The 25,715-nt window shown below is 56.2% G+C and carries 32 protein-coding genes and 1 pseudogene; 18 read left to right on the forward strand and 15 right to left on the reverse strand.

The features are described from left to right. Positions 1-2: 2 nt before the first annotated feature. Entirely contained in the window at positions 3-782 is a 780-nt protein-coding gene (locus ACR1XY_RS16270; protein WP_480594664.1) for a pentapeptide repeat-containing protein, read from the reverse strand. A 30-nt stretch (positions 783-812) separates the two neighbouring features. Continuing rightward, complete coding sequence (locus tag ACR1XY_RS16275; protein WP_480594665.1) at positions 813-1,427, reverse strand: hypothetical protein; 615 nt, start codon at positions 1,425-1,427, stop codon at positions 813-815. 163 nt (positions 1,428-1,590) lie between these two features. Here ACR1XY_RS16275 and ACR1XY_RS16280 point away from each other — a divergent pair, with 163 nt between their 5' ends. The 7 genes from ACR1XY_RS16280 to ACR1XY_RS16310 all read left to right on the forward strand — a co-directional run bounded on the left by ACR1XY_RS16280 (position 1,591) and on the right by ACR1XY_RS16310 (position 7,835). Then, on the forward strand, positions 1,591-2,703 hold the full coding sequence (locus tag ACR1XY_RS16280) for an S-(hydroxymethyl)glutathione dehydrogenase/class III alcohol dehydrogenase (RefSeq protein ID WP_480594666.1): 1,113 nt from the start codon (positions 1,591-1,593) through the stop codon (positions 2,701-2,703). Between the two features lies 1 nt (position 2,704). Then, positions 2,705-3,538: an S-formylglutathione hydrolase gene (gene fghA / locus ACR1XY_RS16285; protein ID WP_480594667.1), complete on the forward strand. Its 834-nt coding sequence runs from the start codon at positions 2,705-2,707 to the stop codon at positions 3,536-3,538. Between the two features lie 16 nt (positions 3,539-3,554). Continuing rightward, positions 3,555-3,950 (forward strand): c-type cytochrome, encoded by a 396-nt coding sequence (locus ACR1XY_RS16290; RefSeq protein WP_480594668.1) that lies wholly within the window; start codon positions 3,555-3,557, stop codon positions 3,948-3,950. A gap of 132 nt (positions 3,951-4,082) precedes the next feature. After that, complete coding sequence (xoxF5, locus tag ACR1XY_RS16295; RefSeq protein ID WP_480594669.1) at positions 4,083-5,885, forward strand: lanthanide-dependent methanol dehydrogenase XoxF5; 1,803 nt, start codon at positions 4,083-4,085, stop codon at positions 5,883-5,885. A gap of 69 nt (positions 5,886-5,954) precedes the next feature. Beyond that, the gene (locus tag ACR1XY_RS16300; protein ID WP_480594670.1) at positions 5,955-6,458 is read left to right on the forward strand and encodes a c-type cytochrome, methanol metabolism-related; all 504 of its coding nucleotides are present in this window, start codon (positions 5,955-5,957) and stop codon (positions 6,456-6,458) included. Next, positions 6,442-7,284, forward strand: a complete 843-nt coding sequence (locus ACR1XY_RS16305) for a substrate-binding domain-containing protein (RefSeq protein WP_480594671.1) — start codon at positions 6,442-6,444, stop codon at positions 7,282-7,284. The genes ACR1XY_RS16300 and ACR1XY_RS16305 overlap by 17 nt, the downstream gene beginning before the upstream one ends. Then, positions 7,281-7,835, forward strand: coding sequence for a PQQ-dependent catabolism-associated CXXCW motif protein (locus tag ACR1XY_RS16310; RefSeq protein WP_480594672.1), 555 nt, complete (start codon positions 7,281-7,283; stop codon positions 7,833-7,835). The genes ACR1XY_RS16305 and ACR1XY_RS16310 overlap by 4 nt, the downstream gene beginning before the upstream one ends. A gap of 1 nt (position 7,836) precedes the next feature. On the opposite strand, the gene ACR1XY_RS16315 is transcribed toward ACR1XY_RS16310, so the two are convergent. From ACR1XY_RS16315 to ACR1XY_RS16325, 3 genes are read right to left on the reverse strand one after another with little or no spacing between them, the layout of a single operon-like run. After that, entirely contained in the window at positions 7,837-8,655 is an 819-nt protein-coding gene (locus tag ACR1XY_RS16315; RefSeq protein ID WP_480594673.1) for a quinoprotein dehydrogenase-associated SoxYZ-like carrier, read from the reverse strand. Further along, the gene (locus ACR1XY_RS16320) at positions 8,652-9,542 is read right to left on the reverse strand and encodes a beta-propeller fold lactonase family protein (protein WP_480594674.1); all 891 of its coding nucleotides are present in this window, start codon (positions 9,540-9,542) and stop codon (positions 8,652-8,654) included. The genes ACR1XY_RS16315 and ACR1XY_RS16320 overlap by 4 nt, the downstream gene beginning before the upstream one ends. Before the next feature lie 40 nt (positions 9,543-9,582). Continuing rightward, a complete protein-coding gene (locus tag ACR1XY_RS16325; protein ID WP_480594675.1) occupies positions 9,583-10,122 on the reverse strand; it encodes an SRPBCC family protein in 540 nt (179 codons plus the stop codon). Positions 10,123-10,434: 312 nt separating this feature from the next. Between ACR1XY_RS16325 and ACR1XY_RS16330 the strand changes: the two genes are divergently transcribed. Genes ACR1XY_RS16330 through ACR1XY_RS16360 form a run of 7 tightly spaced genes read left to right on the forward strand, consistent with a single transcriptional unit; the run spans position 10,435 to position 15,655 of the window. After that, positions 10,435-11,616, forward strand: a complete 1,182-nt coding sequence (locus tag ACR1XY_RS16330; RefSeq protein WP_480594695.1) for an ABC transporter substrate-binding protein — start codon at positions 10,435-10,437, stop codon at positions 11,614-11,616. Between the two features lie 12 nt (positions 11,617-11,628). Beyond that, entirely contained in the window at positions 11,629-12,600 is a 972-nt protein-coding gene (locus ACR1XY_RS16335; RefSeq protein ID WP_480594676.1) for a YVTN family beta-propeller repeat protein, read from the forward strand. A gap of 19 nt (positions 12,601-12,619) precedes the next feature. Further along, positions 12,620-13,057 (forward strand): cupredoxin domain-containing protein, encoded by a 438-nt coding sequence (locus tag ACR1XY_RS16340; protein WP_480594677.1) that lies wholly within the window; start codon positions 12,620-12,622, stop codon positions 13,055-13,057. A 21-nt stretch (positions 13,058-13,078) separates the two neighbouring features. Continuing rightward, on the forward strand, positions 13,079-13,321 hold the full coding sequence (locus ACR1XY_RS16345) for a PepSY domain-containing protein (RefSeq protein WP_480594678.1): 243 nt from the start codon (positions 13,079-13,081) through the stop codon (positions 13,319-13,321). A gap of 19 nt (positions 13,322-13,340) precedes the next feature. Beyond that, positions 13,341-14,306 carry an ABC transporter substrate-binding protein gene (locus ACR1XY_RS16350; RefSeq protein WP_480594679.1) on the forward strand — a complete coding sequence of 322 codons (966 nt, stop codon included), beginning with the start codon at positions 13,341-13,343 and terminating at the stop codon, positions 14,304-14,306. Between the two features lie 6 nt (positions 14,307-14,312). Then, positions 14,313-15,062 (forward strand): ABC transporter permease, encoded by a 750-nt coding sequence (locus ACR1XY_RS16355; RefSeq protein ID WP_480594680.1) that lies wholly within the window; start codon positions 14,313-14,315, stop codon positions 15,060-15,062. Beyond that, positions 15,059-15,655: an ABC transporter ATP-binding protein gene (locus ACR1XY_RS16360; RefSeq protein WP_480594681.1), complete on the forward strand. Its 597-nt coding sequence runs from the start codon at positions 15,059-15,061 to the stop codon at positions 15,653-15,655. Before ACR1XY_RS16355 ends, ACR1XY_RS16360 begins: the two co-directional genes overlap by 4 nt. Before the next feature lie 3 nt (positions 15,656-15,658). Here ACR1XY_RS16360 and pqqE read toward each other — a convergent pair whose 3' ends face one another. From pqqE to ACR1XY_RS16405, 9 genes are all read right to left on the reverse strand, one after another. Further along, positions 15,659-16,771, reverse strand: coding sequence for a pyrroloquinoline quinone biosynthesis protein PqqE (pqqE, locus tag ACR1XY_RS16365; RefSeq protein WP_480594682.1), 1,113 nt, complete (start codon positions 16,769-16,771; stop codon positions 15,659-15,661). After that, positions 16,771-17,043 carry a pyrroloquinoline quinone biosynthesis peptide chaperone PqqD gene (pqqD, locus tag ACR1XY_RS16370; RefSeq protein ID WP_480594696.1) on the reverse strand — a complete coding sequence of 91 codons (273 nt, stop codon included), beginning with the start codon at positions 17,041-17,043 and terminating at the stop codon, positions 16,771-16,773. The genes pqqE and pqqD overlap by 1 nt, the downstream gene beginning before the upstream one ends. Then, the gene (gene pqqC, locus ACR1XY_RS16375) at positions 17,043-17,792 is read right to left on the reverse strand and encodes a pyrroloquinoline-quinone synthase PqqC (protein WP_480594683.1); all 750 of its coding nucleotides are present in this window, start codon (positions 17,790-17,792) and stop codon (positions 17,043-17,045) included. The genes pqqD and pqqC overlap by 1 nt, the downstream gene beginning before the upstream one ends. Then, positions 17,789-18,685 (reverse strand): pyrroloquinoline quinone biosynthesis protein PqqB, encoded by an 897-nt coding sequence (gene pqqB, locus ACR1XY_RS16380; protein WP_480594684.1) that lies wholly within the window; start codon positions 18,683-18,685, stop codon positions 17,789-17,791. The genes pqqC and pqqB overlap by 4 nt, the downstream gene beginning before the upstream one ends. A 23-nt stretch (positions 18,686-18,708) precedes the next feature. Further along, positions 18,709-18,810, reverse strand: a complete 102-nt coding sequence (pqqA, locus tag ACR1XY_RS16385; protein ID WP_085823998.1) for a pyrroloquinoline quinone precursor peptide PqqA — start codon at positions 18,808-18,810, stop codon at positions 18,709-18,711. A 101-nt stretch (positions 18,811-18,911) separates the two neighbouring features. Next, positions 18,912-19,595, reverse strand: coding sequence for a response regulator transcription factor (locus ACR1XY_RS16390; RefSeq protein WP_480594685.1), 684 nt, complete (start codon positions 19,593-19,595; stop codon positions 18,912-18,914). A 9-nt stretch (positions 19,596-19,604) separates the two neighbouring features. Then, positions 19,605-21,206, reverse strand: a complete 1,602-nt coding sequence (locus tag ACR1XY_RS16395; protein ID WP_480594686.1) for a sensor histidine kinase — start codon at positions 21,204-21,206, stop codon at positions 19,605-19,607. After that, the gene (locus ACR1XY_RS16400; RefSeq protein ID WP_480594687.1) at positions 21,203-21,994 is read right to left on the reverse strand and encodes an ABC transporter permease; all 792 of its coding nucleotides are present in this window, start codon (positions 21,992-21,994) and stop codon (positions 21,203-21,205) included. The genes ACR1XY_RS16395 and ACR1XY_RS16400 overlap by 4 nt, the downstream gene beginning before the upstream one ends. Next, entirely contained in the window at positions 21,991-22,737 is a 747-nt protein-coding gene (locus ACR1XY_RS16405) for an ABC transporter ATP-binding protein (RefSeq protein WP_480594688.1), read from the reverse strand. Before ACR1XY_RS16405 ends, ACR1XY_RS16400 begins: the two co-directional genes overlap by 4 nt. A gap of 180 nt (positions 22,738-22,917) precedes the next feature. Between ACR1XY_RS16405 and ACR1XY_RS16410 the strand changes: the two genes are divergently transcribed. From ACR1XY_RS16410 to ACR1XY_RS16425, 4 genes are read left to right on the forward strand one after another with little or no spacing between them, the layout of a single operon-like run. After that, positions 22,918-23,355 carry a thiosulfate oxidation carrier protein SoxY gene (locus ACR1XY_RS16410; protein ID WP_480594689.1) on the forward strand — a complete coding sequence of 146 codons (438 nt, stop codon included), beginning with the start codon at positions 22,918-22,920 and terminating at the stop codon, positions 23,353-23,355. Positions 23,356-23,370: 15 nt separating this feature from the next. After that, positions 23,371-23,703: a thiosulfate oxidation carrier complex protein SoxZ gene (gene soxZ / locus ACR1XY_RS16415; protein ID WP_480594690.1), complete on the forward strand. Its 333-nt coding sequence runs from the start codon at positions 23,371-23,373 to the stop codon at positions 23,701-23,703. Next, positions 23,700-24,089, forward strand: a complete 390-nt coding sequence (locus tag ACR1XY_RS16420) for a c-type cytochrome (protein WP_480594691.1) — start codon at positions 23,700-23,702, stop codon at positions 24,087-24,089. Before soxZ ends, ACR1XY_RS16420 begins: the two co-directional genes overlap by 4 nt. A 24-nt stretch (positions 24,090-24,113) precedes the next feature. Continuing rightward, entirely contained in the window at positions 24,114-25,373 is a 1,260-nt protein-coding gene (locus ACR1XY_RS16425; protein ID WP_480594692.1) for an FCSD flavin-binding domain-containing protein, read from the forward strand. Positions 25,374-25,412: 39 nt separating this feature from the next. Here the strand turns inward: ACR1XY_RS16425 and ACR1XY_RS16430 are convergent. Continuing rightward, positions 25,413-25,583 (reverse strand): annotated as a pseudogene (locus ACR1XY_RS16430) (IS6 family transposase); the annotation flags it as partial. Positions 25,584-25,715 lie beyond the last annotated feature (132 nt).

A 25,715-nucleotide genomic window follows, 5' to 3' on the forward strand; every position in this document is an offset into this window, starting at 1 on the left:
TGTCAGCGAATGGCGCGGTTCAGGTTCTTTGCGGCTTTCAAATTGGTCTGATCTGCGCCCTGAACATCGGTCAGCCGCGTTGCGGTCAAATCGGCATCCGTAAAATCAGCACCTGACAATGTGGCCCCTGTCAGGTCTGCCCCACCCAATGTGGTCATCGACATGTCCGCACCGGTGAAATTTGCGTTGGGCAGTTTGGCAAATTCCAGATCGGCGCGCGACATTTGTGCATTGGCAAAATCCACATCTGACCCGTACGCCGAGGTCAGGACGCCACGCATTAGGCCCATGGATTGGTTGCGCATGTCGGCGGAAAAATCTGCCCCTTTGAACACCGCTCGGGTCAGATTGGCCTTGGTGAAGTCAGCGGCGGTTCTGGCATTTGTGAAATCGGCATCGGTCAGGTCCGCCTTGCTGAGCTGGGTCTGGAATAACTCGGCCCCAACAAGCGATGCGCCTGAAAGGTTCGCTCCGATCATCCAGGACTGGCTCAGAACTGCGCCGTCCAGTTTTGAACCCGACAAATTGGCGCCGTTTAATGAGGTCGCTCGCAGGGTCGCATTGCTGAAATCCAGTCCGGACAGGTCCAGATTGTTGAGCCAGACCCGGGTAAAATCGGCGGGGGTGTCGGTTGTGGCTGCGTCGAGCCGGGCAACAACGTCGGCACGGGTCATTTGCGCCTCGGTCATTTTGGGCAATGTCATGTCAACACCACTCAGCGGTGATTGGCCAAGGGCTGTTAGAGGCGCAAGGGTTAGTAAGAGGATCAGTAGGGGTTTCATGCGTCCCTCCTGCGTTTGTTGACCGGCTAATTATCCCTGATCCGACGTCAATTGCTGAAGCATTTGCGAGATCGCAAACAGACGGCGTTCCAGAATTTGCGGAGTTTCGCAAAGATAGGTGATCGAGCGCTGACGGTCTGTATAGATCAACTGGTCCCAATCCAGCTGTTCTTCAAGGGCGTCAACGCGGTCATAATCCGGTGGGTCGGCAGCCAAGGCCTGCTCCATTTCCACGCGGGCAAGATCAATCTTTTCGGCCATTTCGATCTGGTTAAGCGAAAACTCTCCTATCCCGGCTATTATGTGCTTGCGCCGTTTCGATAATGAGTCGAAGACACGCTGAAACACCAATCCCAGAACATCCGGATCCCCATTGTAGCGCGCAGCAAATTCCGCAACGCGGGGCTGAAGGTCTTCCAACTCAATTCGTCTCAGGGCCAGCAGCCCGGCAATTTCGTCAATGTCGGCGTCGTTTTGGGCGGATTCACTATCGGCGATCTGGTGTGGCCACATAAGACCCAGTGACAGATCTTCGACCTTGCGTTGAATACACGGCCAGGTTGGATCGGAAAAATCTGCGGCAAAGTTTGGTCCAGCCGTGCCGAGCCACACCAGGGCCATAACAATTAGCTTGCCGTTCGACATCTCAGCTCTCCTCCACGCGGATAGTATGCATGAAATCTGCGCGCCAAGTCCATTCAACCCAATACACACCATTGTCTTAATTGTTAGAACACGGGGCTGGCCCTCATACTCTAACCAAGCAGTCGGTCTAAGAATGATTCCGCTGCAAGGGAGGACAGACAGAATGAGAACACGCGCGGCGGTTGCTGTGGCGGCGGGACGACCTTTGGAAATCATGGAGGTTGAACTGGATGGCCCGAAGGCAGGTGAAGTCCTGATCGAGATCAAGGCAACCGGACTATGTCATACGGATGAGTTCACCCGTTCGGGCGATGACCCTGAAGGAATTTTTCCTGCAATTCTGGGCCATGAGGGTGCCGGGGTTGTATTGGAGGTCGGTGAAGGCGTCACCAGCCTTGAGGTTGGGGACCACGTGATCCCGCTTTACACCCCCGAATGCCGCGAGTGCGAGTATTGTCTGAACCCCAAGACGAACCTGTGCCAGAAAGTGCGCGCTACACAGGGGGCGGGTCTGTTGCCGGACGGAACGACCCGGTTCAGCATGCTTGATGGCACGCCGATCCATCACTACATGGGCTGTTCGACCTTCGCCAATCACACCGTGGTGCCCGAGATCGCCTTGGCCAAAGTGCGCAAGGACGCGCCGTTTGACAAAATCTGCTATATCGGCTGCGGCGTCACCACTGGTATCGGGGCCGTAATCAACACCGCCAAGGTCGAGATCGGATCGCGCGGCGTTGTGTTCGGTCTCGGCGGTATCGGCCTGAACGTGATCCAAGGTCTGCGCATGGCTGGCGCGGATCAGATCGTTGGTGTCGATCTGAACGATGGCAAAGCAGAGATGGCAACGCATTTCGGTATGACCGATTTCGTGAATCCCTCGAATGTAAGCGGCGATATCGTGGCGCATCTGGTCGAACTGACCGGAGGGGGTGCGGATTATACCTTTGACGCCACAGGCAATGTTGGCGTGATGCGCACTGCTTTGGAATGCGCGCACAAAGGGTGGGGTGAAAGCATCATCATCGGTGTCGCACCCGCCGGGGCCGAGATTTCGACGCGTCCCTTCCAACTGGTCACCGGCAGGTCGTGGCGCGGCACGGCGTTTGGCGGTGCCAAAGGTCGGACGGATGTCCCGAAAATCGTCGACTGGTACATGGACGGCAAGATCGAGATTGATCCCATGATCACACACAAATTGACGCTGGATGAGATCAACCACGGCTTTGACCTGATGCACGAAGGTAAGTCGATCCGCGCGGTGGTGGAGTACTGACATGGATCTAAAGGTCATTTCGCAAAACCGCAGCTTCGGAGGGGAGCAGACTGTCTACTCCCATCTCTCCGCGACATGCGATTGCGAGATGACCTTTGCCATCTACCTGCCGCCTCAGGCCAGATCTGGGCCGGTGCCTGTTCTGTGGTATTTGTCCGGACTGACCTGCACTCATGAAAACGCGATGACCAAGGGCGGTTTTCAGGAGGCGGCGGCGGACTATGGTGTAGCGGTTGTGTTTCCCGATACGTCTCCGCGTGGTGACAACGTTGCCGATGATGATGCCTATGATCTGGGACAGGGGGCAGGTTTTTATGTGAACGCCACCCGTGATCCTTGGCGGTCGCATTTCAGAATGTATGACTACATCGTTGACGAGTTGCGCGACATAGTTGTGAAGAATTTTCTGGTTCAGGATCGTCACGGGATCACGGGTCATTCCATGGGCGGCCACGGCGCGATCACGATCGCGATACGGAACGCTGACAAATTCAGATCTCTTTCAGCATTTGCGCCGATTGCGCACCCGACACGTTCGGATTGGGGCCGCAAACAGCTCAGCAGCTATCTGGGTGACGACGAAAACACCTGGGTCGAGCATGACGCGACATTGCTGTTGGAAGAACACGGCTGGAAAGGGGATCTGCTGATCGATCAGGGTGCGGATGATCAGTTTCTCGATCTGCTCAAACCCGAAGCTTTGGCCAACATGATGGCCAAGCGCCGCCAGCCCGGACAGATCAGAATTCAGGAAGGGTATGATCATTCATATTTCTTCGTGAACAGCTTTGCGCGTGATCATGTCGAATGGCACGCCGAACGTCTCAGCCAATGAAAACAGCAAGGAAAGAATGATAGTGTTCAGAACGGTAATCACGGCAACCTGCCTCATGCTAGCACCCGCCTTTGCAAGTGCCGAAGGCGATCCCGAAGCGGGTGAGAAAGTCTTCCGCAAGTGCAAAGCCTGTCACGCTGTGGGCGAGGGAGCAGAAAACAAAGTAGGTCCCATGCTGAACGGTATCGTTGGGCGTCAGGCTGCAACCGTTGAGGGGTTTGGCTATTCCCCGACCCTCATCGAGTTGTCCGAAGAAGGGCTGGTCTGGACACCCGAGGAGCTGGACGCGTTTCTTACGAAACCGCGCGACTATGCGAAGGGGATCAAGATGACCTTCGCTGGTCTGCGCAAAGAGGACGATCGCATCAACATCATCGCATATCTTGCAACCTTTGAGGAGCCAGGGTCGTAAGAGATTGCATTGCTCGCCCGTCGATGTGACCGCAAAAGGGCCGGTCTGGGCGAGCATCAACAGACACCGCAATCCGACCTGGGTGAGGTGTTGTAATGCAGCGAGAACGCTGCACGAAAGGGAGGAGATTGAATGAAAAATCTATCGCTTTGGACCTCCGGGATTGCCATTGCGCTGGCCACTGCGGCATATGCCAATGACGACCTGATTGCCCAGATGGAGAACTCGAAACAATGGGCGATCCAAACGGGTGACTACAAAAATCAGCGCTACTCCGAACTGGACCAGATCAACGCCGACAACGTTGGTGATCTGCAGGTTGCGTGGACTTTCTCGACCGGCGTTCTGCGCGGGCATGAGGGTTCGCCGCTGGTGATTGGCGACATGATGTATGTTCACACGCCGTTCCCGAACATTGTCTATGCTCTGGATCTGGCCAATGACGGCAAGATCGTCTGGAAATACGAGCCCAAGCAGGACCCGGACGTTATTCCGGTGATGTGCTGTGACACCGTAAACCGGGGTGTGGCCTATGCGGATGGTAAGATCTTCCTGCATCAGGCGGACACCAAAGTTGTGGCGCTGGATGCCAAATCTGGCGACGTTGTTTGGGAAGTCCAGAATGGTGACCCGGCGATTGGTGAAACCAACACTGCCACTGTGTTGCCCATCAAAGACAAAGTCATTGTTGGCATTTCGGGCGGTGAGTTTGGTGTGCGCGGATCGGTTACGGCCTATGACATGAACTCGGGCGAGCAAGTCTGGCGAGCCTATTCCATGGGGCCGGATTCGGACATCCTCGTTGATCCTGAAAAGACCACGCATCTGGGTAAGCCGGTTGGCGCAGACTCGGGTACAAATACCTGGGAAGGTGATCAGTGGAAGATCGGCGGCGGCACCACTTGGGGCTGGTATTCTGCGGATCTGGACGAAAACCTGATGTACTATGGCACGGGTAACCCGTCGACTTGGAACCCGGCGCAGCGCCCGGGCGACAACCGCTGGTCCATGACCATCATGGCGCGTGATATCGATACCGGTATGGCCAGATGGTTCTATCAGATGACCCCGCACGACGAATGGGACTATGACGGCATCAATGAAATGATCCTGACGGAACAGGAAATTGATGGCACCGAGCGCAAGTTGCTGACCCATTTCGACCGCAACGGTCTGGGATACACCATGGACCGTATCACGGGTGAGCTGCTGGTGGCCGAAAAGTTCGACCCGGTTGTGAACTGGACAACGGGCGTCGACATGGATCCCAACAGCGAGACCTATGGTCGTCCGGCTGTGGTCGCTCAGTATTCGACGGAACAGAACGGCGAGGACGTGAACTCGACCGGTATCTGCCCGGCGGCTCTGGGCACCAAAGACCAACAGCCTGCGGCCTATTCGCCGAAGACTCAGCTGATGTACGTGCCGACCAACCACGTCTGCATGGACTATGAGCCATTCCGCGTTTCCTATACCGCTGGTCAGCCTTATGTGGGCGCGACTCTGGCGATGTATCCGGCACCGGATAGCCATGGTGGTATGGGTAACTTCATCGCGTGGGACAACACCGACGGAAGCATCAAGTGGTCGCTACCCGAGCAGTTCTCGGTCTGGTCCGGTGCTCTGGCAACAGCGGGTGATGTTGTATTCTATGGGACGCTCGAAGGCTATCTGAAGGCCGTTCACGCTGAAACCGGTGAAGAGCTGTACAAGTTCAAAACACCGTCCGGCATCATCGGCAACGTGATGACGTATGAGCAAGGTGGCAAGCAGTATATCGGCATCCTGTCAGGTGTTGGTGGCTGGGCCGGTATTGGTCTGGCGGCTGGTTTGACTAACCCAAATGACGGTCTGGGCGCCGTGGGTGGCTATGCCGCTCTCAGTGACTATACTGCGCTGGGTGGTCAGCTGACTGTGTTCGCACTGCCGAACTAAGCCAAAGAACTGACCGGCGCGACCCGACCGGACCGCGCCGGTTTTCACCTGTAAAAAAACGAGCTTTCCATGAACCACTCTGTACGTCTTCTGGCATCTGTTCTTTTGTCCTGCTTTCCCGTTGCCGCGATTGCTGACAATCTGGCGGTCTCTTATTCCGAGGATGGGCGGTACTACACCGAAGACGATATCCCGACATTTAACGTGGCCGAGGATGGAACTGTGGACTGGATGACATTTTCAGGCTTCCGGCGCTATCACGCGGAATGCCATGTCTGTCATGGTCCGGATGGTGAGGGCTCGACCTATGCGCCGGCTCTAAAAGAGTCAGCGCTGGATATGGATTATTATGACTTTGTCGACATCGTCACGAATGGTCGACAGGTGGTGAACGCCGCTGAAAACTCGGTGATGCCGGGATTTGGCGACAACCCGAACGTGATGTGCTTTCTGGATGATATCTATGTATATTTGAAAGCTCATGGATCCGGTGCGATCCCACGAGGTCGCCCGCCCAAGAAAGAGGCGAAGTCCGACGTGATCCGCGAGGATGAAGATGCGTGCATGGGTTAAGGCCTGTCTTGTTCTGACGGTGCTTGGCGTCTGGCTTGGTCAGGCGCAGCCTGCACAGGCCCAAACTTCTGATCTGGTGTCAAAGACAGCCTTTCGCGTTTGCGCTGACCCTGCCAATTATCCCGTATCGTCCGAGGATGGATCTGGATATGAAAACCGGCTGGCCGAACTGATTGCCGCAAAGCTGGAACTGCCGGTGCAATATGTCTGGTTTCCGCAAGCGACAGGCTTCATTCGAAACACACTCGCTGCGAAGCGTTGTGATGTCGTGATCGGCTATGCGCAAGGTCATGAGTTGGTGCAGAATACCAACCACTACTATACCTCGGCCTATGCGTTGATTGTGCCGATGGACAGCGATCTGGCTCAGGTGGATCGGTTGAATGACCCCGCGCTTAAGGGCCGAAAGATCGGGATCGTGGCGGGTACCCCGCCGGCGGCGCATATGGCGCGGAATGGACTGATCGGACAGGCCAAGCCTTACAACCTTTTCGTCGATCGACGCGTGGAAAGCCCGGCTATCGATATGCTGGATGACCTGCAATCGGGAGAGATTGATGCGGCCATCCTCTGGGGTCCGCTGGGCGGACCATTGGTCAAGGCAGACTACCCAGAATTCAAGGTGATCCCGCTTGTCGACGAAGACCTGCCGCCGCGTTTGTTCTATCGCATCACCATGGGTGTACGGCAGGGTGAGAAGGTCTGGCAGCGGCAGCTGAATTCTCTGATCCGGCGCAATCAGGATGAGATAAATGCTGTGTTGGCCGAGGCCGGTGTTCCACTTGTGAATGATCTGGGGACTGAGGTGCTGGACCTGTCGCAATGATGCGCGCGTTCATGGCACTTGCGTTCATCTCAACCGCCGCGATGGCGCAGACCGTCCCCGAGCCCAGTGACTACCGCATGGATCACTACCGTGCGCCGGTGCCGGACCGGATAACCGACGGCACAACCATCGGCCCGGAAGATGCGCACAGCCTTTGGCAAGATCAGACCGCCGCTTTCATCGACGTTTTGCCTCAGCCACCTAAGCCAGCCAATCTGCCCGAGGGCACGCTTTGGCGAGACAAGCCGCGCAACAGTATCCCCGGAACGATCTGGCTACCCAATGTCGGCTATGGTGCAATCGCAGACGTCACGGCTGACTATTTTCGGTCCGGGTTAGAGGCCAGCACCAATGGCGACGTTGAGCATGGTATTGTGTTCTTCTGCCTCGAAGACTGCTGGATGAGTTGGAATGCCGCCAGACGCGCAATCGAATGGGGGTACGTCAACGTCTATTGGTTCCCAGAAGGCACCGATGGCTGGGCCTTATGGGGGTATCCACTCGAACGGGTCGAGCCGTTTCCAGGTCAGCCCGTCGCTGGGGGCGAATGATTCAAAAACCCGCCAGCTTCTTGTGCAAATGGCTGACGGTGCCGTCTGTATCCGTCATCGTTACATCAACTGCTTGTGCCCGGCTCGGAACAGATATGCCAACCCTCGGGTTTTCAGACAGTGAAATCGATCCGGTCAGCTGAACATAACCCGCGCCATCAAGATCAATATCCACAGTTTCCACGTAGCGCATCGGTATGAACAACAGGGAAATCTGGTCCATCTGCATTCCCGAATGCGACGGATGGTCAATGTTCAAATCCATCTTGCTGGCGCGATCCGCACCTAGATTGGACAACCGTGAACGCATATCCAGCGCAGGTACACGACCGACAAGTTCGGCCTCCATCGTTCCGAGGTTTTCCAACGCCAGTTTTGGGTCAGTTCCGGGTGGTGCGGCGCAGGCCCCAAGGCCCGAAGTTTTGACGAAGGTTTCCGACACCCAAAGGCGGCCATCCGTGGTTTCGGCAATGACATGCATCGGGGTCGGGCCGTTCACACGCATGGTCACATCGAAGTAGAAGCTCGGTAGCGGTTCTTCCAATTCGAACACAGCAGAAACAGGCATCGGGTTTTCATCCAACACCAAGGTCACTTTCGCTACATTCGTTCCTCTGGGGGCAACGACCTGAGCCGCAAGCTCGGTCCGTGTGTCATCGGGTGTGCGATAGGGAGCATCGATCGCGATCAACGCGTCGCCGTTCTGCATTGGCCGGTCGCCATAGAGAAGCGCGCGGACATTGTCCCACGCCTCGTTCGATGCCCAGGCCGGAGCAACCAGCACGCAGAACAGGGCTGCAATCAGGTGAGAAGCCTTCATTGTCTTCCTCCTTGCAGAAATCTACCAAAGGCACGCGGCCCATCGCAGGTTTCTATCGTTTCTACCACGGACAGCGACTTAGGGTCCACGATGCTGACAGTGTTGTCGAACCAGTTTGCAACGACCACCAGATCCTCGCCGGTTGTTGCGTCGATGCCCTCCGGGTATTCCCCGACCTCAAGCAGAGCTTCGTCCTCCAACGTCTCCAGAGTGATAACGCTGAGCGTATTGGCATATTGGTTCGTGACGAATGCACGATCGTGGGCAAAGGCTATTCCATAAGGACGTTCGCCAACGGGGACCGTAGCTATGACCGCGCCGGATTCGACATCGACAACGCTGACATCATTGCTGCCGACATTGCCGACAAAAAGCCGCCCATCAGGGGCAAAGCGCAATCCGAAGGGGCGGGTGCCAACGGTTATGATGTGAAGTGTTCGTAGAGTCTCTGCATCGAAAACCGAAACCTGATTGGAGTCCTTGTCAGCCGATGCCAGAAAACGTCCATCGGGTGAAATCGCGATCCCAGCCGGGGCAGTGCCTGTTGGCAGTTCTGTCAGAACCTCCAGACTTTCGCTGTCCAGAACCCAAAGACGAGAGTTGAACCAATCAGATACAAATACCCGCCCGCGTGCAGGGTCTAGCGCGATTCCGATGGGACCACCATCGAGCATAACCTGCGCTATCGCCTCACCCGTTTCTGCAGACAAACGCCGCACCGTTTTACTATCCGGGGACACGGCGAACAGCGTACCGTCCAAACCTACGGCCACGCCCGCAGGCATGCCCGGCAGCGGCCAGCGGGCCGTTTCCTGCATTTCGGAAAGGTCAATGCGACTGAGTTCCTCACCGTTTTGGCAAGTGATGAACGCCGTCTCTGCTGGCACCGGGCTGCCAGAGAGCACCGTAAGCAATATCAAGGATCGGCTAGCTTGCCGCACCAAAACGCTCGATCAACGCATCGAGGCCGGCCTGATACACCCCTGTCACGGCGGCGATGGCGGCTTCGTCATTCAGTTCGGCTGGTGGATCGTTGTTTGGATAACCGCGATAAAAGGCCCCGCGCCATTCGATGATCGAACCGCCCCCGTCGCGCGGTTTGACCGTCAGGTGCGATGAGTAATTGGTAACAGGCAGCACCTCAACCGCGACCTCAGTGATCCGGTAGGAATAGCTCATCTTTTCGTCGCTGTATTTATACAGAATCTCGTCAATCGTCGGCCCATCTTCCTGACCGAGTGTTAGCAACCGGGTCGCGTCGATCTCGTTGCCGCCTTTGCCTTCAGTCGCATACACGGCGGGATGCCATGACATGTCATCAAAGTTCCCGACAACAGCCCAAACCTCTTCGGGCGAGGCCGCGACTTCGGCGGTCAGCGTGACTTTCTGCCGGGTCGGCCCGTGGGCCCAGACCATGCCCGGAACCAGTAACGCAGCGGTTGTCGCAAGAAGCGTTCGTCGATTCATCCAGTATCCTCCCTGAATGCGCTTGGCGGTATTTGGCACGGCATCTCGACCGCGTGTTCCCGGTCAAAACTGACGTGCAATCACGCTAAACAGGTCTCCCTTTACGACCCCCTGCGAAACCGTAGGGGGTCGTGGGAAACCATAGCAAGATCAACCGCATACGGGCATTCTTATAAAATAAGAATCGAGCTTAATCATGAAGCTGATACGATTTGTTTTACAACATGGCCAAAAGTATCGGTTCCGTTCTTAGGGCGTTTCGCCCTTGATGAGCCAGCCTGATCACTCGGGCAACGGGAGGGCATCTTGATTATTCGCGTGCCGCCGCTGCTTGCGGCGCTGTTCTGGTGTGTGTCTGCGGTGACCGCGGCGGCGATCGATGTGAAAGCTGCGGTGCTACGGATCGACTACCCGTCGCTTTTGCCGATCTCGCGATATGATCTAAAGCCGACTGATCTGGGCTTTGCCGGTGCCGCGCTCGGGGATGAAGATAACAGCACGACCGGCGGATTTCTTGGACATACTTACGAGACTGCAACCGTTGCGGTTTCACCAGAAGAGGCCGACGCTGCAATGGACCAGATCCTATCAGACGGTGTGCGCCTGATCGTTCTTCTGGCCGAGGCCCCCGACGTTTTGCGCCTGGCGGACAAGGCGGCGGAGGCTGGGGTACTGGTTTTCAATGCGTCGGCACCGGATACCGAATTGCGGGATGCAAATTGCCGCGGCAACCTGCTGCATATTGCTCCGTCCCGTGCCATGACAGCTGATGCAGTGGCGCAGTTTGCGGTCTGGAAGAAGTGGGACGAATGGTTCTTGCTGGCCGGTTCAAACCCTGAAGATATCAAATCGGCTGATGCCTATCGCCGCGCGGCCACCAAGTTTGGTGCGAAGATTGCAGAGGATCGGACTTTTGCGGATACCGGAGGCTCTCGGCGGACGGATTCCGGCCATGTGCTGGTTCAGCGCCAATTGCCGCTGGATACACAAGATGTGCGAGATCATGATGTGGTGATCGCTGCAGACGAAACCGATTACTTCGGGCGTTACCTGTCTTACCACCTTTGGACCCCGCGCCCGGTGATGGGATCGGGTGGCCTGCGCCCGACAACATTTCATGGCGCGCATGAGGCATGGGGTGCAACCCAGTTCCAAACCCGTTTCGAGGAACTGACGGGTCGCTATGTTCGACCTGAGGATTACAACACCTGGCTTGCACTGCGGGTGATTGGCGAGGCGGTAACCCGCGCCAGTACGGCAGAACCTGACGGCGTGCGTGACTATGCCTTGTCGGACCAGTTCGAACTTGCCGCCTTCAAAGGACAGAAAGTGACGTTCCGCGATTGGAACGGGCAACTGCGCCAGCCGATCCTTCTGTATGACGGGTCGATCACCGTCAGTGTCAGCCCGCAGGAGGGGTTCCTGCACCAGATCTCACCGCTCGATACAATGGGTTTGGATCGGGCGGAATCCAGTTGTCGGGCATTTGAATAACCGGAGGTCTTGATGAAACGACTATTGTTGACCGTTGCCTGTGCCGCGCTGACCTCTGGTCCTGCGCTGGCGGGCAAGGCCTTTGTCTCGAACGAGCGGGGTAACACCATCACCGTGGTGGATACCGAAACCTGGGAGGTGATCACCGAATTTCCCGGCGGCAACCGCCCGCGTGGCATCACCGTCAGCCCGGATGGCGGAACGCTGTATGTTTGTGCCTCGGATGACAATATCATCCGAGTATTTGATACCGAGACCTATGAGGAACTGCCCAGCTTGCCCTCGGGCCCCGACCCTGAGCTTTTCATCCTGGAACCCTCGGGTAAACGGCTATACATCGCCAATGAGGACGACAATCTGGTTACGGTCACTGATACTGAAACCCGTACAATTCTGGCCGAGGTGCCGGTCGGCGTCGAACCCGAAGGCATGGGGATGAGCCCGGACGGCAAATTTGTGGTCAACACCTCTGAGACCACCAATATGGCGCATTTCATTTCCACTGAGGATTACACCATCAAGCACAACGTCCTGGTCGATCAGCGCCCGCGTTATGCGCAGTATACCGCCGATGGCAATCGCCTGTTTGTGACCTCGGAAATCGGTGGGACAGTCTCGGTTATGGATATAGCCGAGGACGGAACGCCCACAGTTGTTGGCAAAATCAGCTTCGAGGTGCCCGGGGTGCAACCGGAATGGTTGCAGCCCGTCGGAGCGAAGGTAACCTCGGATGGCAAACGCCTGTTTGTTGCTCTGGGGCCTGCAAACCGTGTTGCCGTCGTTGACGCACAAAGCCTTGAGGTTTTGGATTACATCCTAGTTGGGCAGCGGGTCTGGCAGCTCGATTTCACGCCGGATGAGAAATACCTGCTGACCACAAATGGTAACTCAAACGACATCACGGTCATCGATGTGGCTGCAGAGAAAGCCATAAAATCGGTACAGGTCGGACAACAGCCCTGGGGCGTGGTGACCATTGACTGAAGTTCTGGGAGGGACGTGAATGAAAAAACTCATGATTGCCGCGATGGTTGCAACGTTAGGCGGGCCAGTTTCGGCGGCCCCGCTCTGTGATGATCTGGGATTTGCCGGTCTTCTGGCGAAATGCAACCGAGGTGACACCATCAAGCTGACGCTCGCTTCGGGGCAACCGCTGGGTGAGGACGTGGTTCTGCAATCCGGCGCGTATTACAAACTTGAGATTACCGCCGATGGTTCCGCGGAATTGGCAATCGAGGGGCCATCTTTCTTTCGCGCTATCTGGATGAATGAGATCGTGATCAACAAGATCGAAATCCGCCCGATGGCGGTGGACAGCATCGAGTTCGACAAGGCTGGCGTAGCGGAGCTGTCGTTTATCGCAATCAAACCCGGCAGCCATGAAATTCGCATCCCCGGTTCTACAGGTGACTCGCAACGTATCACAGTCAGTATTCAATAGAGAAAGGATAGCATGATGAGAATGGCGGGAGTTTTGTTGATCGCCGGACTTATAGCGGAACCAGCGTTCGCCGACGATATTGACGCGGCAATTGTCGAAAAGATCGAAGCCTATCTTGCGTCCATCGAATGTCAGATGGATCCGGATGACATCGAAGCTGAAGACGACGGTTATGATCTGGACGACGTCATCTGTAAGGGTGGCAACCAGTTCGACATCAAGCTGGATAAAGATCTGAATGAAGTCAGCAGAAAGGCGGAGTAGCGGGTGAAGGGATGAAGTCATGATCAAACTATTTGCCGCCTGCCTTGCGCTGGTCTTCACGGCGGGCGCTCTGGACGCCGATACCCTACCAACCATTCGCGCTGCGGTACTCAAGATCGGGACGGTGAATTGGGAATTGGAGACCATTCGCCAGAACGGTCTGGACAGGAAACATGGCTTCATTCTTGATGTTCAGCCTTTTGCCGACAATGGCGCAACCCGCATCGCGGTCGAAGGTGACGAAGCTGATCTGGCCGTCGCTGACTGGATTTGGGTGGCGCGTCAAAGGGCTGCTGGGAAAGACTATGTCTTTATCCCTTATTCCAAAGCTGTCGGAGGGGTGGTTGTGCCCGCTGACAGCCCTGCGACCAGTTTGAAGGATTTGGCAGGTGGCAAGATAGGCATTGCCGGTGGACCGCTGGACAAATCCTGGCTGATCCTGCGTGCCTATGCAGCGCAGGAATATGGCATGGATCTGAAAGCCGACACCGAGCAGGTATTCGGCGCTCCGCCACTGATCTTCAAATCCGCTCTTGGAGGAGATTACGCGGGGGCGATCAATTTCTGGCACTTTCTGGCCAAGATGAAAGCGTCGGGCATGAAAGAGCTGATTTCGGTCGAAGATGCCGGGCAGGCGCTTGGCCTCGACTTAAACACGCCACTGTTGGGCTATTACCTGAAGGAGCGCTTTCTAAACGAAAACCCGGACCTTGCGCAAAACCTGTTCGCCGCCAGCCGCGACGCCAAGGACCTGCTGGCCAATTCTCCTGCTGCATGGGAGGCGATCCGCCCTCGTATGAACGCGAAATCCGACACGCAGTTTGAACAGCTCAAAGCCGATTGGATCGCAGGAATTCCTGATCGCAGCCCTGTTGACGCGGATGCCGCCAACAAGATGCTGGAACTGATGACCGAATTGGGTGGAGCCGAGCTGGTCGGTGAAGCAACAAAAGTGCCACAAGGTCTGTTTGCTGACGTGGAATAGGATTTGATGCAAGACACACGCCTCACGCCGCTTATGTCCATCGCGGGCCTTGTGGCGTTTTGGATTGTTGCGGCCTTTCTGACCGCAGACCCGCAGATTCTGCCGCAGCCCTGGGATCTGATCCCCCGGTTTCAGAAGGAACTGGTCTCGGGGGAATTGCTGCGAAGCCTTGGTGCGACTTTGTTGCGAGTGATCTGGGCCTTTGCGTTGGCGATGACCTTGGGAACGGCTATTGGGCTGGCCATGGGGCGTTCAGAGGCGCTGAACCGCTGGCTCGACCCGTGGTTGGTCATTTTCCTAAACCTGCCCGCGTTGGTACTGATAGTGCTGTGCTATCTCTGGATCGGATTGACCGAGGCAGCGGCAATCACAGCCGTGACATTGAACAAAATTCCCAATGTCGCGACGATCCTGCGCGAAGGCGGCAGAGCGCTGAGCCCGGATTTGGACGCGATGGCCCAAGTCTACCGGCTGCCGAGGCAAACGCGACTGCGACATGTGATCCTGCCGCAGCTGGCCCCTTTTATCGCCGCTGCTGCAAGGTCGGGGCTTTCCCTGATCTGGAAGATCGTGCTTGTGGTCGAATTTCTGGGACGTTCATCTGGCGTTGGATTTCAAATCCACTTGTATTTTCAGCTATTTGATGTGGCGATGGTGCTTGTCTATGCGTTTTCCTTCATTGCGGTCATGCTGATCGTCGAATGGCTGGTTTTACAACCATGGGAGCGTAACGCACGGCGGTGGAGAGCTGCATGATCCGCATTGACATCCGACAGAAACGCTTTGGCAACGATGTCGTCTTGGGACCCGTCTCCTTTGATATCGCTGCGGGAGAAACGATCGCGCTGACCGGACCATCGGGTATCGGCAAGACCACTCTGCTCCGGTTGGTGGCCGGTATTGATCCTGACTTTGACGGCCAAATCGTACGGCCGGATCGGCTGGCGATTGTGTTTCAGGAACCCACTTTGCTGCCCTGGCGTTCTGCTTTTGATAATCTGATCCTGATCCACCCGGGCTTGTCCCGCGCCGATGCTGACGTCGCTCTGTCCGACGTTGGATTGGAGGGAAAGGGGGACTTGTTTCCCGGGCAATTGTCGTTGGGACAGCAGCGTCGGTTATCGCTGGCGCGCGCCTTTGCCGGGCAGCCCGAGTTTCTGATTATGGACGAGCCCTTTGTTTCTCTGGACGCCGAAACATCCGAGACGATGCTGACTCTAACCGAAGGTCTGATCGCGCAGCATGGCCCAGCCACCCTGTTCGTGACCCATTCCAAATCCGAAGCGCAACGACTTTCCGACCGGATACTCAACCTGATATCCGGGCAAAACGGTGCTGTTTTAGGGTAGGAGTTACTCCGCAGGTTCAGTCGCTGCCCCGGGTGAGACGCGATAGACAAAGGGCGCATCCGCTTTGGCTGCATGTTCGTTTGCCTGATCCTGCAAAGCCTGATGATGGGGCGATTTGATGCACACCGGATCGGTGGCGCTTGCGTCTCCGATAATGGCCATGGCCTGACAGCGGCAGCCCCCGAAATCTATGGTTTTCCGTTCGCATGTTTTGCAGGGGTCCGACATCCAGTCGGTTCCGCGGTAAGCATTGAATGCACGACTTTTGTACCAGATGTCCGCAAGCGGTTTTTCCTGTATCCGATCAAATGTCAGATGCGGAATGGACTGTGCCGCATGGCAGGGCAGAACCTGACCGTCAGGTGCCACGTTCAGCCCGGTGGTGCCCCAACCGCCCATACATCGTTTGGGATAGTCATCATGATAATCCGCCGGGACATAGTCGATGACCAACTGCCCTTTGAGTGCTTTTCGCGCTTCGGCCACCTGTTTCGTCACCTGCTGCGCCTGTTCCCGCGTGGGCATCAAAGCATCCCGGTTCTTCAATGCCCAGCCGTGGAATTGCACCGTTGCAACTTCGATCCGCCGAGCGCCCATTTCCTGTGCCAGTTCCAGCGCCCGTGGCAGTTGGTGCGCGTTGTGGCGGTGCAGGACAAAGTTCAGGGTCAGCGGGAACCCAATTTGATTGATCCATTCGACCGTTTTCATCTTACGGTCAAACCCACCCCGGTACCCGCCCACTTTATCCGCCATCGCTGCATCGGTGCCTTGAAGAGACAACTGTATATGGTCCAGACCAGCCTCATCCAAGTCGTTCAGGCGTCGTTCGGACAGGCCGATCGCCGAAGTGATCAGGTTGGTGTATAACCCGGCTACGCGCGCGGCTTTGACTAACGCGACCAGATCCCGGCGGGATGCGGGTTCGCCGCCTGACAAATGCAGTTGTAAGACTCCAAGCGCGGCAGCCTCTTGGAAAACGCGAGCCCAGGTCTCGGTATCCAACTCGCTGTCGAGCTTCGCCATTTCGACCGGGTTGGAGCAATAAGGACAGGACAATGGGCAACGATGCGTCAGCTCGGCCAACATGGCGATGGGTGGTGGGGTCTTTGTCTGCATCAAATCACATCCAGAAAACGCCGCGCCCGCAGGGCATCCAGAAAACCTGAACTGTCTTCGGCGATCTGCTCTTCCGGGGCGCTGTATTTTTTGGACAAAATTGCCGTGATCTGTCCAAAGCTGCGCTGGCCGTCGACTTCGTGCAAGATCGCTTGCCCGATCTGATCCAGCGTTACGGCCCGTTCAGGCGCCAACAGCACCCATTTTTCCCGTACGGAATCGAAATGGATACGGACACCGCGCGGGAGCGAGGGGACCTCCTGCGCCAGCATCATGATGCCCGCCGCATCAGCAGACCAGTGTCCGGTTTCCAGGCACCCGGAGGAATGCGGGCGGGCTCAACATAGGCACCCCACAAGGCATCCAACTGCGACCAGAGGACATCAGTCTTGAATATCAGCGCTTTGGACGCCGCTTCCTGTTTTTCTGCGGTGTCGGCATGATCCAATACCCACGCCAGACCAAAGGCCACATCCTTGGGGGCTTCTTTCAGGCGGTTGCGGAAATAGGCAAGTGAGCTGTCATCCGCAAAATCGTAGTGCTGAAGCAGACCTTCGATCCTGTTGGCATGAATCTTGGGTGCAAATAGCTCAGTGAGTGAGGCCGCAACCGCCTCTAGCAATGTTTTTTCGCGGACGTATCGTACATAAGCGTCCACCGCAAACTTGGTGGCAGGCAATACGCCGTCACATGTGGCGACGTATTCCGGATCCAGACCGACCGCTTCGGCCAGTCGCAACCAGCGCCGGATGCCACCTTCGTTCTCTTCTGTACCGTCATGATCTTCGATCCGCGACCGCCAGGCGCGACGTAGGGCCGGATCTTCAACGCGCGACATGAAGGCGGCGTCCTTCATCGGGATGGAATGCTGATAGTAGTAGCGGTTGATAACCCAGGCGCGGACTTCGTCGGAGGTGCATTGGCCGCTGTGCAGGCGATGATGAAAAGGATGAAGGTCGTGATAGCGCTCGGCTCCGATCTGGCGCAGCCGGGCTTCGAAATCTTCGCGGCTTTGGGTCATAGCGTGATCTCCATTCCATCCTCACCTATCGTCCAGCCCTTGGCCTGCGCCCGAGCTTTCTCGGCACTGTTGGGGCGCAGAACCGGATTGGTGTTGTTCATGTGAACAAAGACTTTCCGTCCGATCTGCAGATCAGCGAACCCGGCGATCGAGCCGTCGGGGCCGTCCATCGACATATGCCCCATACGCTTACCCGTTTTCTGCCCCAGCCCTGCGCGCACCATCTCATCATCCTGCCAGAGCGTGCCGTCAAAAAACAAGAGGTCGGCACCTTCAAGCTGAGCGCGCAACTCGGGCGTCAAAGCAGCACAGCCCGGGATATAATAGGCTGTCTTTCTTTGCGTACGAAGCGCCACACCCACAGTTTGTTCACCCACCAGATCGGTTTGAACATGGTCCCCTTCCAGATACAGAGGCACCTTGCCGGGCACTGGAAACAAGGTCGCCGTTAGGTTTGGAACAAGTTCAAAGGGCTCATTCAGCGAAATCGGCATGCGTTTCACAATAGAGGCATTCAAGGCATCAAAAATTGGGTTTTCTCCAATGACGCCATGAATGCTATTGGTGGCAAACAGCGTGAATGGCTGCATCTCGCGTAACGTGAGCAAGCCCGCGACATGGTCGATATCCCCGTTTGTCACCAGCACCGATTTAACCGGCAACTCTCGCAACCCTGTGGGAAACAGGAGGGGCGTATTGCCCAGCTGCGTTCGAATATCCGGAGAAGCGTTCAGGACAGCCCAGTTTTGGCCATCGGGGGACACGGCGAGCGACGACTGCGTTTGCGCAGGAATTTCTCCGCGTCGTGCCAGATTGCAGTTTTCACATCCGCAGTTCCATTGCGGAAGGCCGCCGCCAGCAGCGGCCCCAAGTATTATCGCGCGCAACGTCATCTAATGTTGGCGCTTGCGTCTGATCAGATCAAGCCGCCGCCACGCTCATCATCATGATCGGGGCCATACATGTTGATTTCCATGCCGCACTCGATTTCGCGGATAACAGGTTTGCTCCAAGCCATATCGGGGTCCTCCTTTAAGATGTGCTAGGGATCAATGTGGCAGGTCTCATGCGCCCGTGCGACTCTTAATTCATAAGAAGGATTTAGACTTTGGTCGGTACTCAGGTGTCATCCGACAATGGAGCCACCCCTTGAAGGCAAAAGCCCTGATTGCGAATCGTTATGATTTCAAATCCAAAATCACCGGATCCCAGCTTCTTGCGCAGATACCCAATGTAGACATCGACCACATTTTCGTTACTGGATCCCTCCTGCGACCAGAGCGTATCAAACAGTTCCCCGCGTGAGATGGGCGTTCCCGCTTTGCTGTTGAGCAGCACGAGCAGATCGAATTCGCGTTCTGTCAGCGTAATGTGTGTTTCTCGTGTGGTGAGGGTTCTGTCCTGTGTTGATATCCGCGCGGGATCGGGACGTTGCGAAAGCGCGCGTTGTTCCTGTACCTGCAACCGGGCAACAAGTTCGTCAAAGCTGAAGGGCTTCACGACATAGTCGTCGGCTCCGGCTTCCAGCCCGGCCGCGCGGTGGTCGACGTCTGAGAGGGCCGACAGCATCAGTATAGGGATCGCGACACCAGCTTCGCGCGCAGACCGGACCAGTTCGATACCGCTGTCGGCGCCCAGCATGACATCAACAATTGCACCTGAGAATGCACCGCTTTTCAACTGCGCCAACCCTTGATCGGCGCGGTTCTCTGCTTCGGCCGAGTAGCCGTGTAGTGACAGGCCCCGGACAAGGGCCGAGGTGATTTTCGGGTCGTCGTCTATGATCAACAGTTTCGAGGCCATGGGATCATTCTAAGCCTCTGACAACGGCAATCGAATGCAGACATTTGTACCGGCATTCGCACCCAGAGCGCGATCACTTAAGACCGGGCTGGTTATCGAGATCGATCCTTCATGTGCCTCGACGACCCATCTGGCCAAAGCCAGCCCGACGCCAAATCCCTGACTGTTCGCCGCTCCGCCCTGAACAAACCGTTCAAATATCTGACTTTGCGCACCCTCGGGAATTCCCGGACCGTTGTCGGTTAGCTGTATATGAACAATCCCACCTTCTGATTGACCCGAAAGCGACAGTGCTTTGCCATCGCGTGCGTGCCGGATCGCATTGCGCAAAAGACTAAGCAAGACCTGACGCATCCAGTTCGGGTCGCAATGCAAGGTACAATTCGGGAATTCGCCCACTTCAAGATGCATGCTGGCGCTGTCGATTTCAGGCTTAATGTCACGCGCAACGGTTTGCATTAACGTGCGCAGCGCAACATTTCGCAGTTCCAAAGCCAGTTCCCCGGTTTCAGATCGCGCAACACGCAGCAAATCGTCAATGCGCTGGTTCAGTTTTGCTGCGCTAGACTCGATCGTCGCCAAAGTCTCTGGCGCGGTTTGACTATCCCGTTGGCCAATTTGTGATTCCATCATGATAACCGTCAGCGGTGTGCGTAATTCGTGGCTGATATCAGCAAAAAAGCGGCGGCGATTCTCGTCAATCTTGGACAAGGTATCGTTTGCCGCACGAAGTTCCCGCGTGCGTTTAGCAATCGTCTCGTTCAATCCGGTCCATTCTGCATCAACCTCCTCTTGGCGTTTTTTCAATGCATCCGCCATTCGATTGGTCTCGCCATACAATTGGCCGATCTCATCGTTGCGGGTTTCTGGCAGCGAAATTGCAAACTCGGATTTGCCAACCTGAACTGCCGCGTTGCGCAGCCGGTCCAGACGAGAGAATTGTGGTCGCACCAGCCCAAAGTAAAACCACGCCGTGCTGAGCAAGGCGAATAGTGCAAGTGCCAATGCCACCCAAGTCAGCGTCAAACGCGTCATTTCGATCCCGGCTAAAATGGAATTTCGAAACAGAACCTCGGTATTCACGGCCTGACTGAGCAAGGGATCAAATGCCGAAGCAAACGATTCGATATGGGCGCGCAGCCGTGCCTGATCGGCTTCTGTATCAGCAAGCCCGTCCAGCGTGTTGGCTAGCAGCGCCTCCATTCTGGCCAGACCAAGGGATTGGGTACCGTACCGGGACTGCTCGTCCAGCCCGAGCGACTGAACGGCGGCAACGGCCTCCTCCACATCAGAGCGAAGTTGCAGAAAGGTTGTCCCGATCTGGTCCCGAATTGGGGCAAGGCGATCCAGTCGGGTTTCGGCGGATTGGCCGGTCTGGATCGATTCCGTTGCGATCACCAGAAAGGTGGCGGCTTGGGTCGACAAAGCGGCATAGCGTGCCATCCGGGTTTCCGAAGCAAGCGCCGTTTCCAGGTGGCTGGCGACGGTTTGCATACCGAAATAGAGGATAGCCGCCGTCAACAGGGTTCCGGATCCAAGCACAACCGCACCGAGGCCTAAACGGGTTTTCAAAAGCAGGCTGCGTTTGGTGGTTTCGGGTTTGGTCGTCATGACTTCCGCTTCATCAGACCACGGGCCGGATCATATCCCCATACGGCAATCGTGCACAGAACAACAGTTGACGCCAGAACCCACAACAGAGCCCCCCAGTTGATCTGCAGGTAAAACAGAAACCGGATCAATTCGACCACATGCGTAAACGGATTGAAGGCGCAGATATCGCGCAGCAAAGGGGAGCTTTCGGCCATTCTCCACAAGGGGTAGAGGGCCGAGGACAGGAAGAACATCGGGAAGATGACAAAGTTCATGACCCCGGCGAAATTTTCCAGTTGTTTGATGAAACTGGACAGCACCAGACCCAGCGCTCCCAACATAAGGCCACCCAAAACCAATCCCGGCAAAACCGCTACGTAGCCGGGGAGTGGCAGGACAATTCCGAACAGCGCAGCCAGCATCAGAAATGTGTAGACCTGCATAATGGATATTGCCGTTGATCCCAGCAGGCGGCAGAACAACAACCACCAGCGCGGGAACGAACTGGTCAGCAAGAGGCGCATCGAGCCCATTTCGCGGTCGTAGACAAGGCTGAGCGAGCTTTGCATCCCGTTAAACAGAAGAACCATCGCACAGAGGCCCGGAACGATGTAGGTCTCATATGTGATGTAGGTCTGATAGGGTGGGATGATCGACAGGCCGAGGGCCGCCCGAAACCCTGCCGCGAAAATCAATAGCCACACCATAGGACGGACCAAAGCCGCAAGAAACCGTTCGCGTTGATGGATGAAACGCAGAAACTCGCGCCCGATGATGGCGCGTGCAACACCCCAGAATCCGCTCATGCCGGGACCTCGGTTTGCGACAGGAACCAATCGGACAGCGTTTGATCACCTCGCAGGTCGCCTGTCTGGCCGCGAGCCAGAATCTGACCTCGATGCAGCACTAACAACTGGTCATCGTCGCGCACTTCATCTGTCAGGTGGGTGGCCCACAGAACACACAGTCCCTGTGCCGCCAGATCGTGCACATGGTCAGTTATCGCCTGCCTTGCCGCGGCATCGAGCCCGACAGTTGGCTCGTCCAACAACAGCACTGTAGGGTCATGCAACAGAGCACGCGCCAACTCCATGCGGCGGCGATGACCGCCATTCAGGTCACGCACGCGCTCCCCGGCACGTTCCCGCATGTTTAACCGATCCAGTGCTGTGTCGATACGGGCAGGAACCTCCGATCGCTGCAACCCGTGCAAGGCGGCGAAATAAGTCATGTTCTGGCGCACCGTCAAACCCAGATCCAGGGTTGGTTGTTGAAAGACCACGCCGAGCTTAGCTAGCGCTTTGCGGGGGGCTTGGCGCAGATTGTGACCCGCAACACTGATTTTACCATCCGGCGCCACAAGCAACCGCGTCAGCAAGGACACCAGCGTCGATTTTCCGGCCCCATTCGGGCCGAGCAGCCCGCAGAAAGTTCCTGCTGATACCTCGAAAGAGACAGCATCCAAAGCTGCTTTGGCACCATAATAAAAACTCAACTCGCGTACGACGAGACCGGGATTGGCTTTTGCCGAGTGCCGCGTATTTGACATTCTTCCTCCGTCCCGAACCATGGGGCTTGACCGCAGCTTGCAATGTCGGGTCGCGTTTCTCAACCTTCCTGTCTTGGGCCCGACCGCGACTTAAGTATGTGAAGGTTCACGGATATGTTATGTATCCGAACAGTGATGGCGCAGGTAATATCGGCGTCAGACCAATGAGAAAGGACCGCAATGTCCTTAAATCGGCGCGATGCACTACAGGTGAGCCTTTGGGCTTTGATGTGCCTTGCCTTGCCTGCGCGCGCGCAGGATTTGGTGGCTTTGCCGAACGTCGCGACGCTGGAAGAATTGATCGCTGGTTTTGCTGGTGAAGCACTGATTGAGGACAGCGGCGTTTCCATTGATATGGAAGCCATTGCCGAAGATGGCTATCGCGTGCCGGTGACCATTAACGCTGTCTCTGCAGAGGAAGTCATGTTGATCGCGCCCGGCAATCCGGTTTTGCCGGTTCTCAGGGCTCGGTTCGGGCCTTTGGCTGGCGCGCACGCCATTTCAACGCGCATGCGTCTGGGACAATCCCAAGAGGTTTTGGCCCTCGCGCGTCTGCCAGACCGCAGTGTTCGCCGTGGTACACGGGCGGTCTCGGTCGTTGTGGGCGGTTGCGCATGACAGAGGAGATGTGACATGGCCACAGGTGTCAAAACCCGCGTCAAGTTGCCCAAACAGGCCCGCGCTGGTGACGTGGTCACGATCAAGACCCTGATCACCCACCGCATGGAATCCGGTCATCGCCTTGATTCAGATGGCCAGCCCACTCGGCGGTCGATCATTCATCGCTTTCTGTGTGAGTTCGAAGGAGAGATAGTTGTCGACCTCGACATCGGCCCCGGTATATCGACCAACCCATTTTTCGAGTTTCAGGCAATTGTGCCGGGTCCGGGTGTTTTTACCTTCAGTTGGTTTGACGATGACGGTGCGATCTACACCGACAGCCGCGCGATCTCGGTCGTATCATGATGCTGGCGAAAGTGGTGGTTCTGATCACGCGCGGAATTCGCAAGCTTTGGGCGTTGAAAAACTGTGGAACAACGATGAGGAAGGCCATCCTCGCCACCTGCGCCTGTTTTGGCGTTTTGTCCATCGCCGAGGCAACGGCAGAGGAGGAAGACGGAGATGTCGAACTAGGTGCATATCTGTCTGCGGAATGTGTGACCTGTCATCAGGTCAATGCCGAGACGGACAGTATTCCACAGATTGTCGGTCTTGATCCCAACGTCTTCGTGGATGCGATGCTGGCGTATAAGAGCAAACAGCGTGAACATCCGATCATGCAGATGATGGCCGGGCGTCTGAAGGATGAAGAAATAGCAGCGTTGGCGGCATACTTTAACGTGCTGGAGTGACAAGAGCCGCAGGGAGGGGTTCAGATGACGTGGAATAGACGCAAGTTTATGGGTGCCGTGACAGGAGCTTTGTCTGCACCCGCAGTTCTGGCGGAAAGCAGCGGAAAACCCCGGGTCGTCGTAGTAGGTGGCGGGGCCGGCGGGGCCACGGCAGCCCGCTACATTGCCAAGGATAGCGATGGTGCAATTGATGTTACCCTAGTCGAGCCGTCACAGGTTTATTTCAGCTGCTTCTTCTCCAATCTTTATATTGGTGGCCTGAAAACGATCGAGGATATAGGGCACACCTACGGTGCGCTTGCCGCAAAGTACGGTATCAATGTCATCCATGACTGGGCCATCGCGGTTGATCGGGTCGGTAAGACTGTAACTTTGGCGGGGGGGCAGGCGCTGCCCTATGACAAGTTGATACTGGCGCCAGGTATTGATTTCGTTGAAGGGTCTGTCAAAGGCTGGGATCTATCTGCGCAGAACAAAATGCCCCACGCATATGAAGCGGGGTCTCAGTCCCAGCTGCTGCGCGCAAAAATTGATGCCATGCCTGAAGGTGGCGTGTATGCGATGGTCGCGCCTCCAAACCCCTATCGCTGCCCACCGGGTCCTTACGAGCGAATTTCAATGGTCGCCCATGTATTGAAGAATACCAACCCAACCGCCAAAATTATCATTGCTGACCCGAAGCCAAAATTCTCCAAAATGGCGCTATTCGAGGACGGCTGGGCCACGCACTATCCTGGCATGATTGACTGGATCGGCGAAGAATTTGGCGGTGGGGAAGTCTCGGTCAACCCGGACCGGATGACCCTGACAATTGACGGCGATGAAATGACCGTTGACGTTTGCAACGTCATTCCTGCTATGAAAGCCGGACGCATTGCTGAACTCGCAGGCGTTACGGATGACCGGTGGGCTCCGGTGAACTCGGCTGACATGTCCTCAAAAGCTGACCCGGATGTTTATGTTCTGGGCGACGCAAGTGAACAGGGTGACATGCCAAAATCCGGTTTTTCGGCCAATTCGCAAGCCAAGGTCTGCGCAAATGCCGTCCGCGGTGCGCTGACCGGGTCACGGATATTCCCGCCAAGATACGCAAACACATGCTGGTCATTGATCGCGGTCAGTGACGGTGTCAAAGTCGGTGCGACCTATGAGGCGACCGAAGAGAAAATAGCACGCGTTGACGGTTTTATCAGTCAAGTCGGCGAAGACGCTATTCTACGCAAATCAACATACGAAGAATCTGAGAATTGGTACGGCGCCATATCTGCAGATATGTTTGAATAGGTTAAGTCGCAAAATTTCTTCAGAGCAGAATAGACAGAACTATTTGGCAGTATATTCCGCCAGTTGAGCAAACTGCTGAAATGTCGAGCGGCCAGGAGTGAATTGACCTTTGCGGATCACTCGTGCCAGTTCGATACCGGCAAGGACAAATGCAGCTGAATCGAAAGACTTGTAACCCGGCATGGGCCTGATCCGACGTTTGATGAACCGTGAGCCTCCCCAACTGAACTGGTCCACCGTTATGTTTGGAAAACGGAGGGCCAAGGATGGCCAACAAGTGACCGAAGCCCAAAGAGATTGCCTCGAAGTTATGGCAGGTTGAAGTTCTGATGGGGCAAGGCA

It is taken from the genome of Ruegeria sp. AD11(2025) (genome assembly GCF_056542405.1).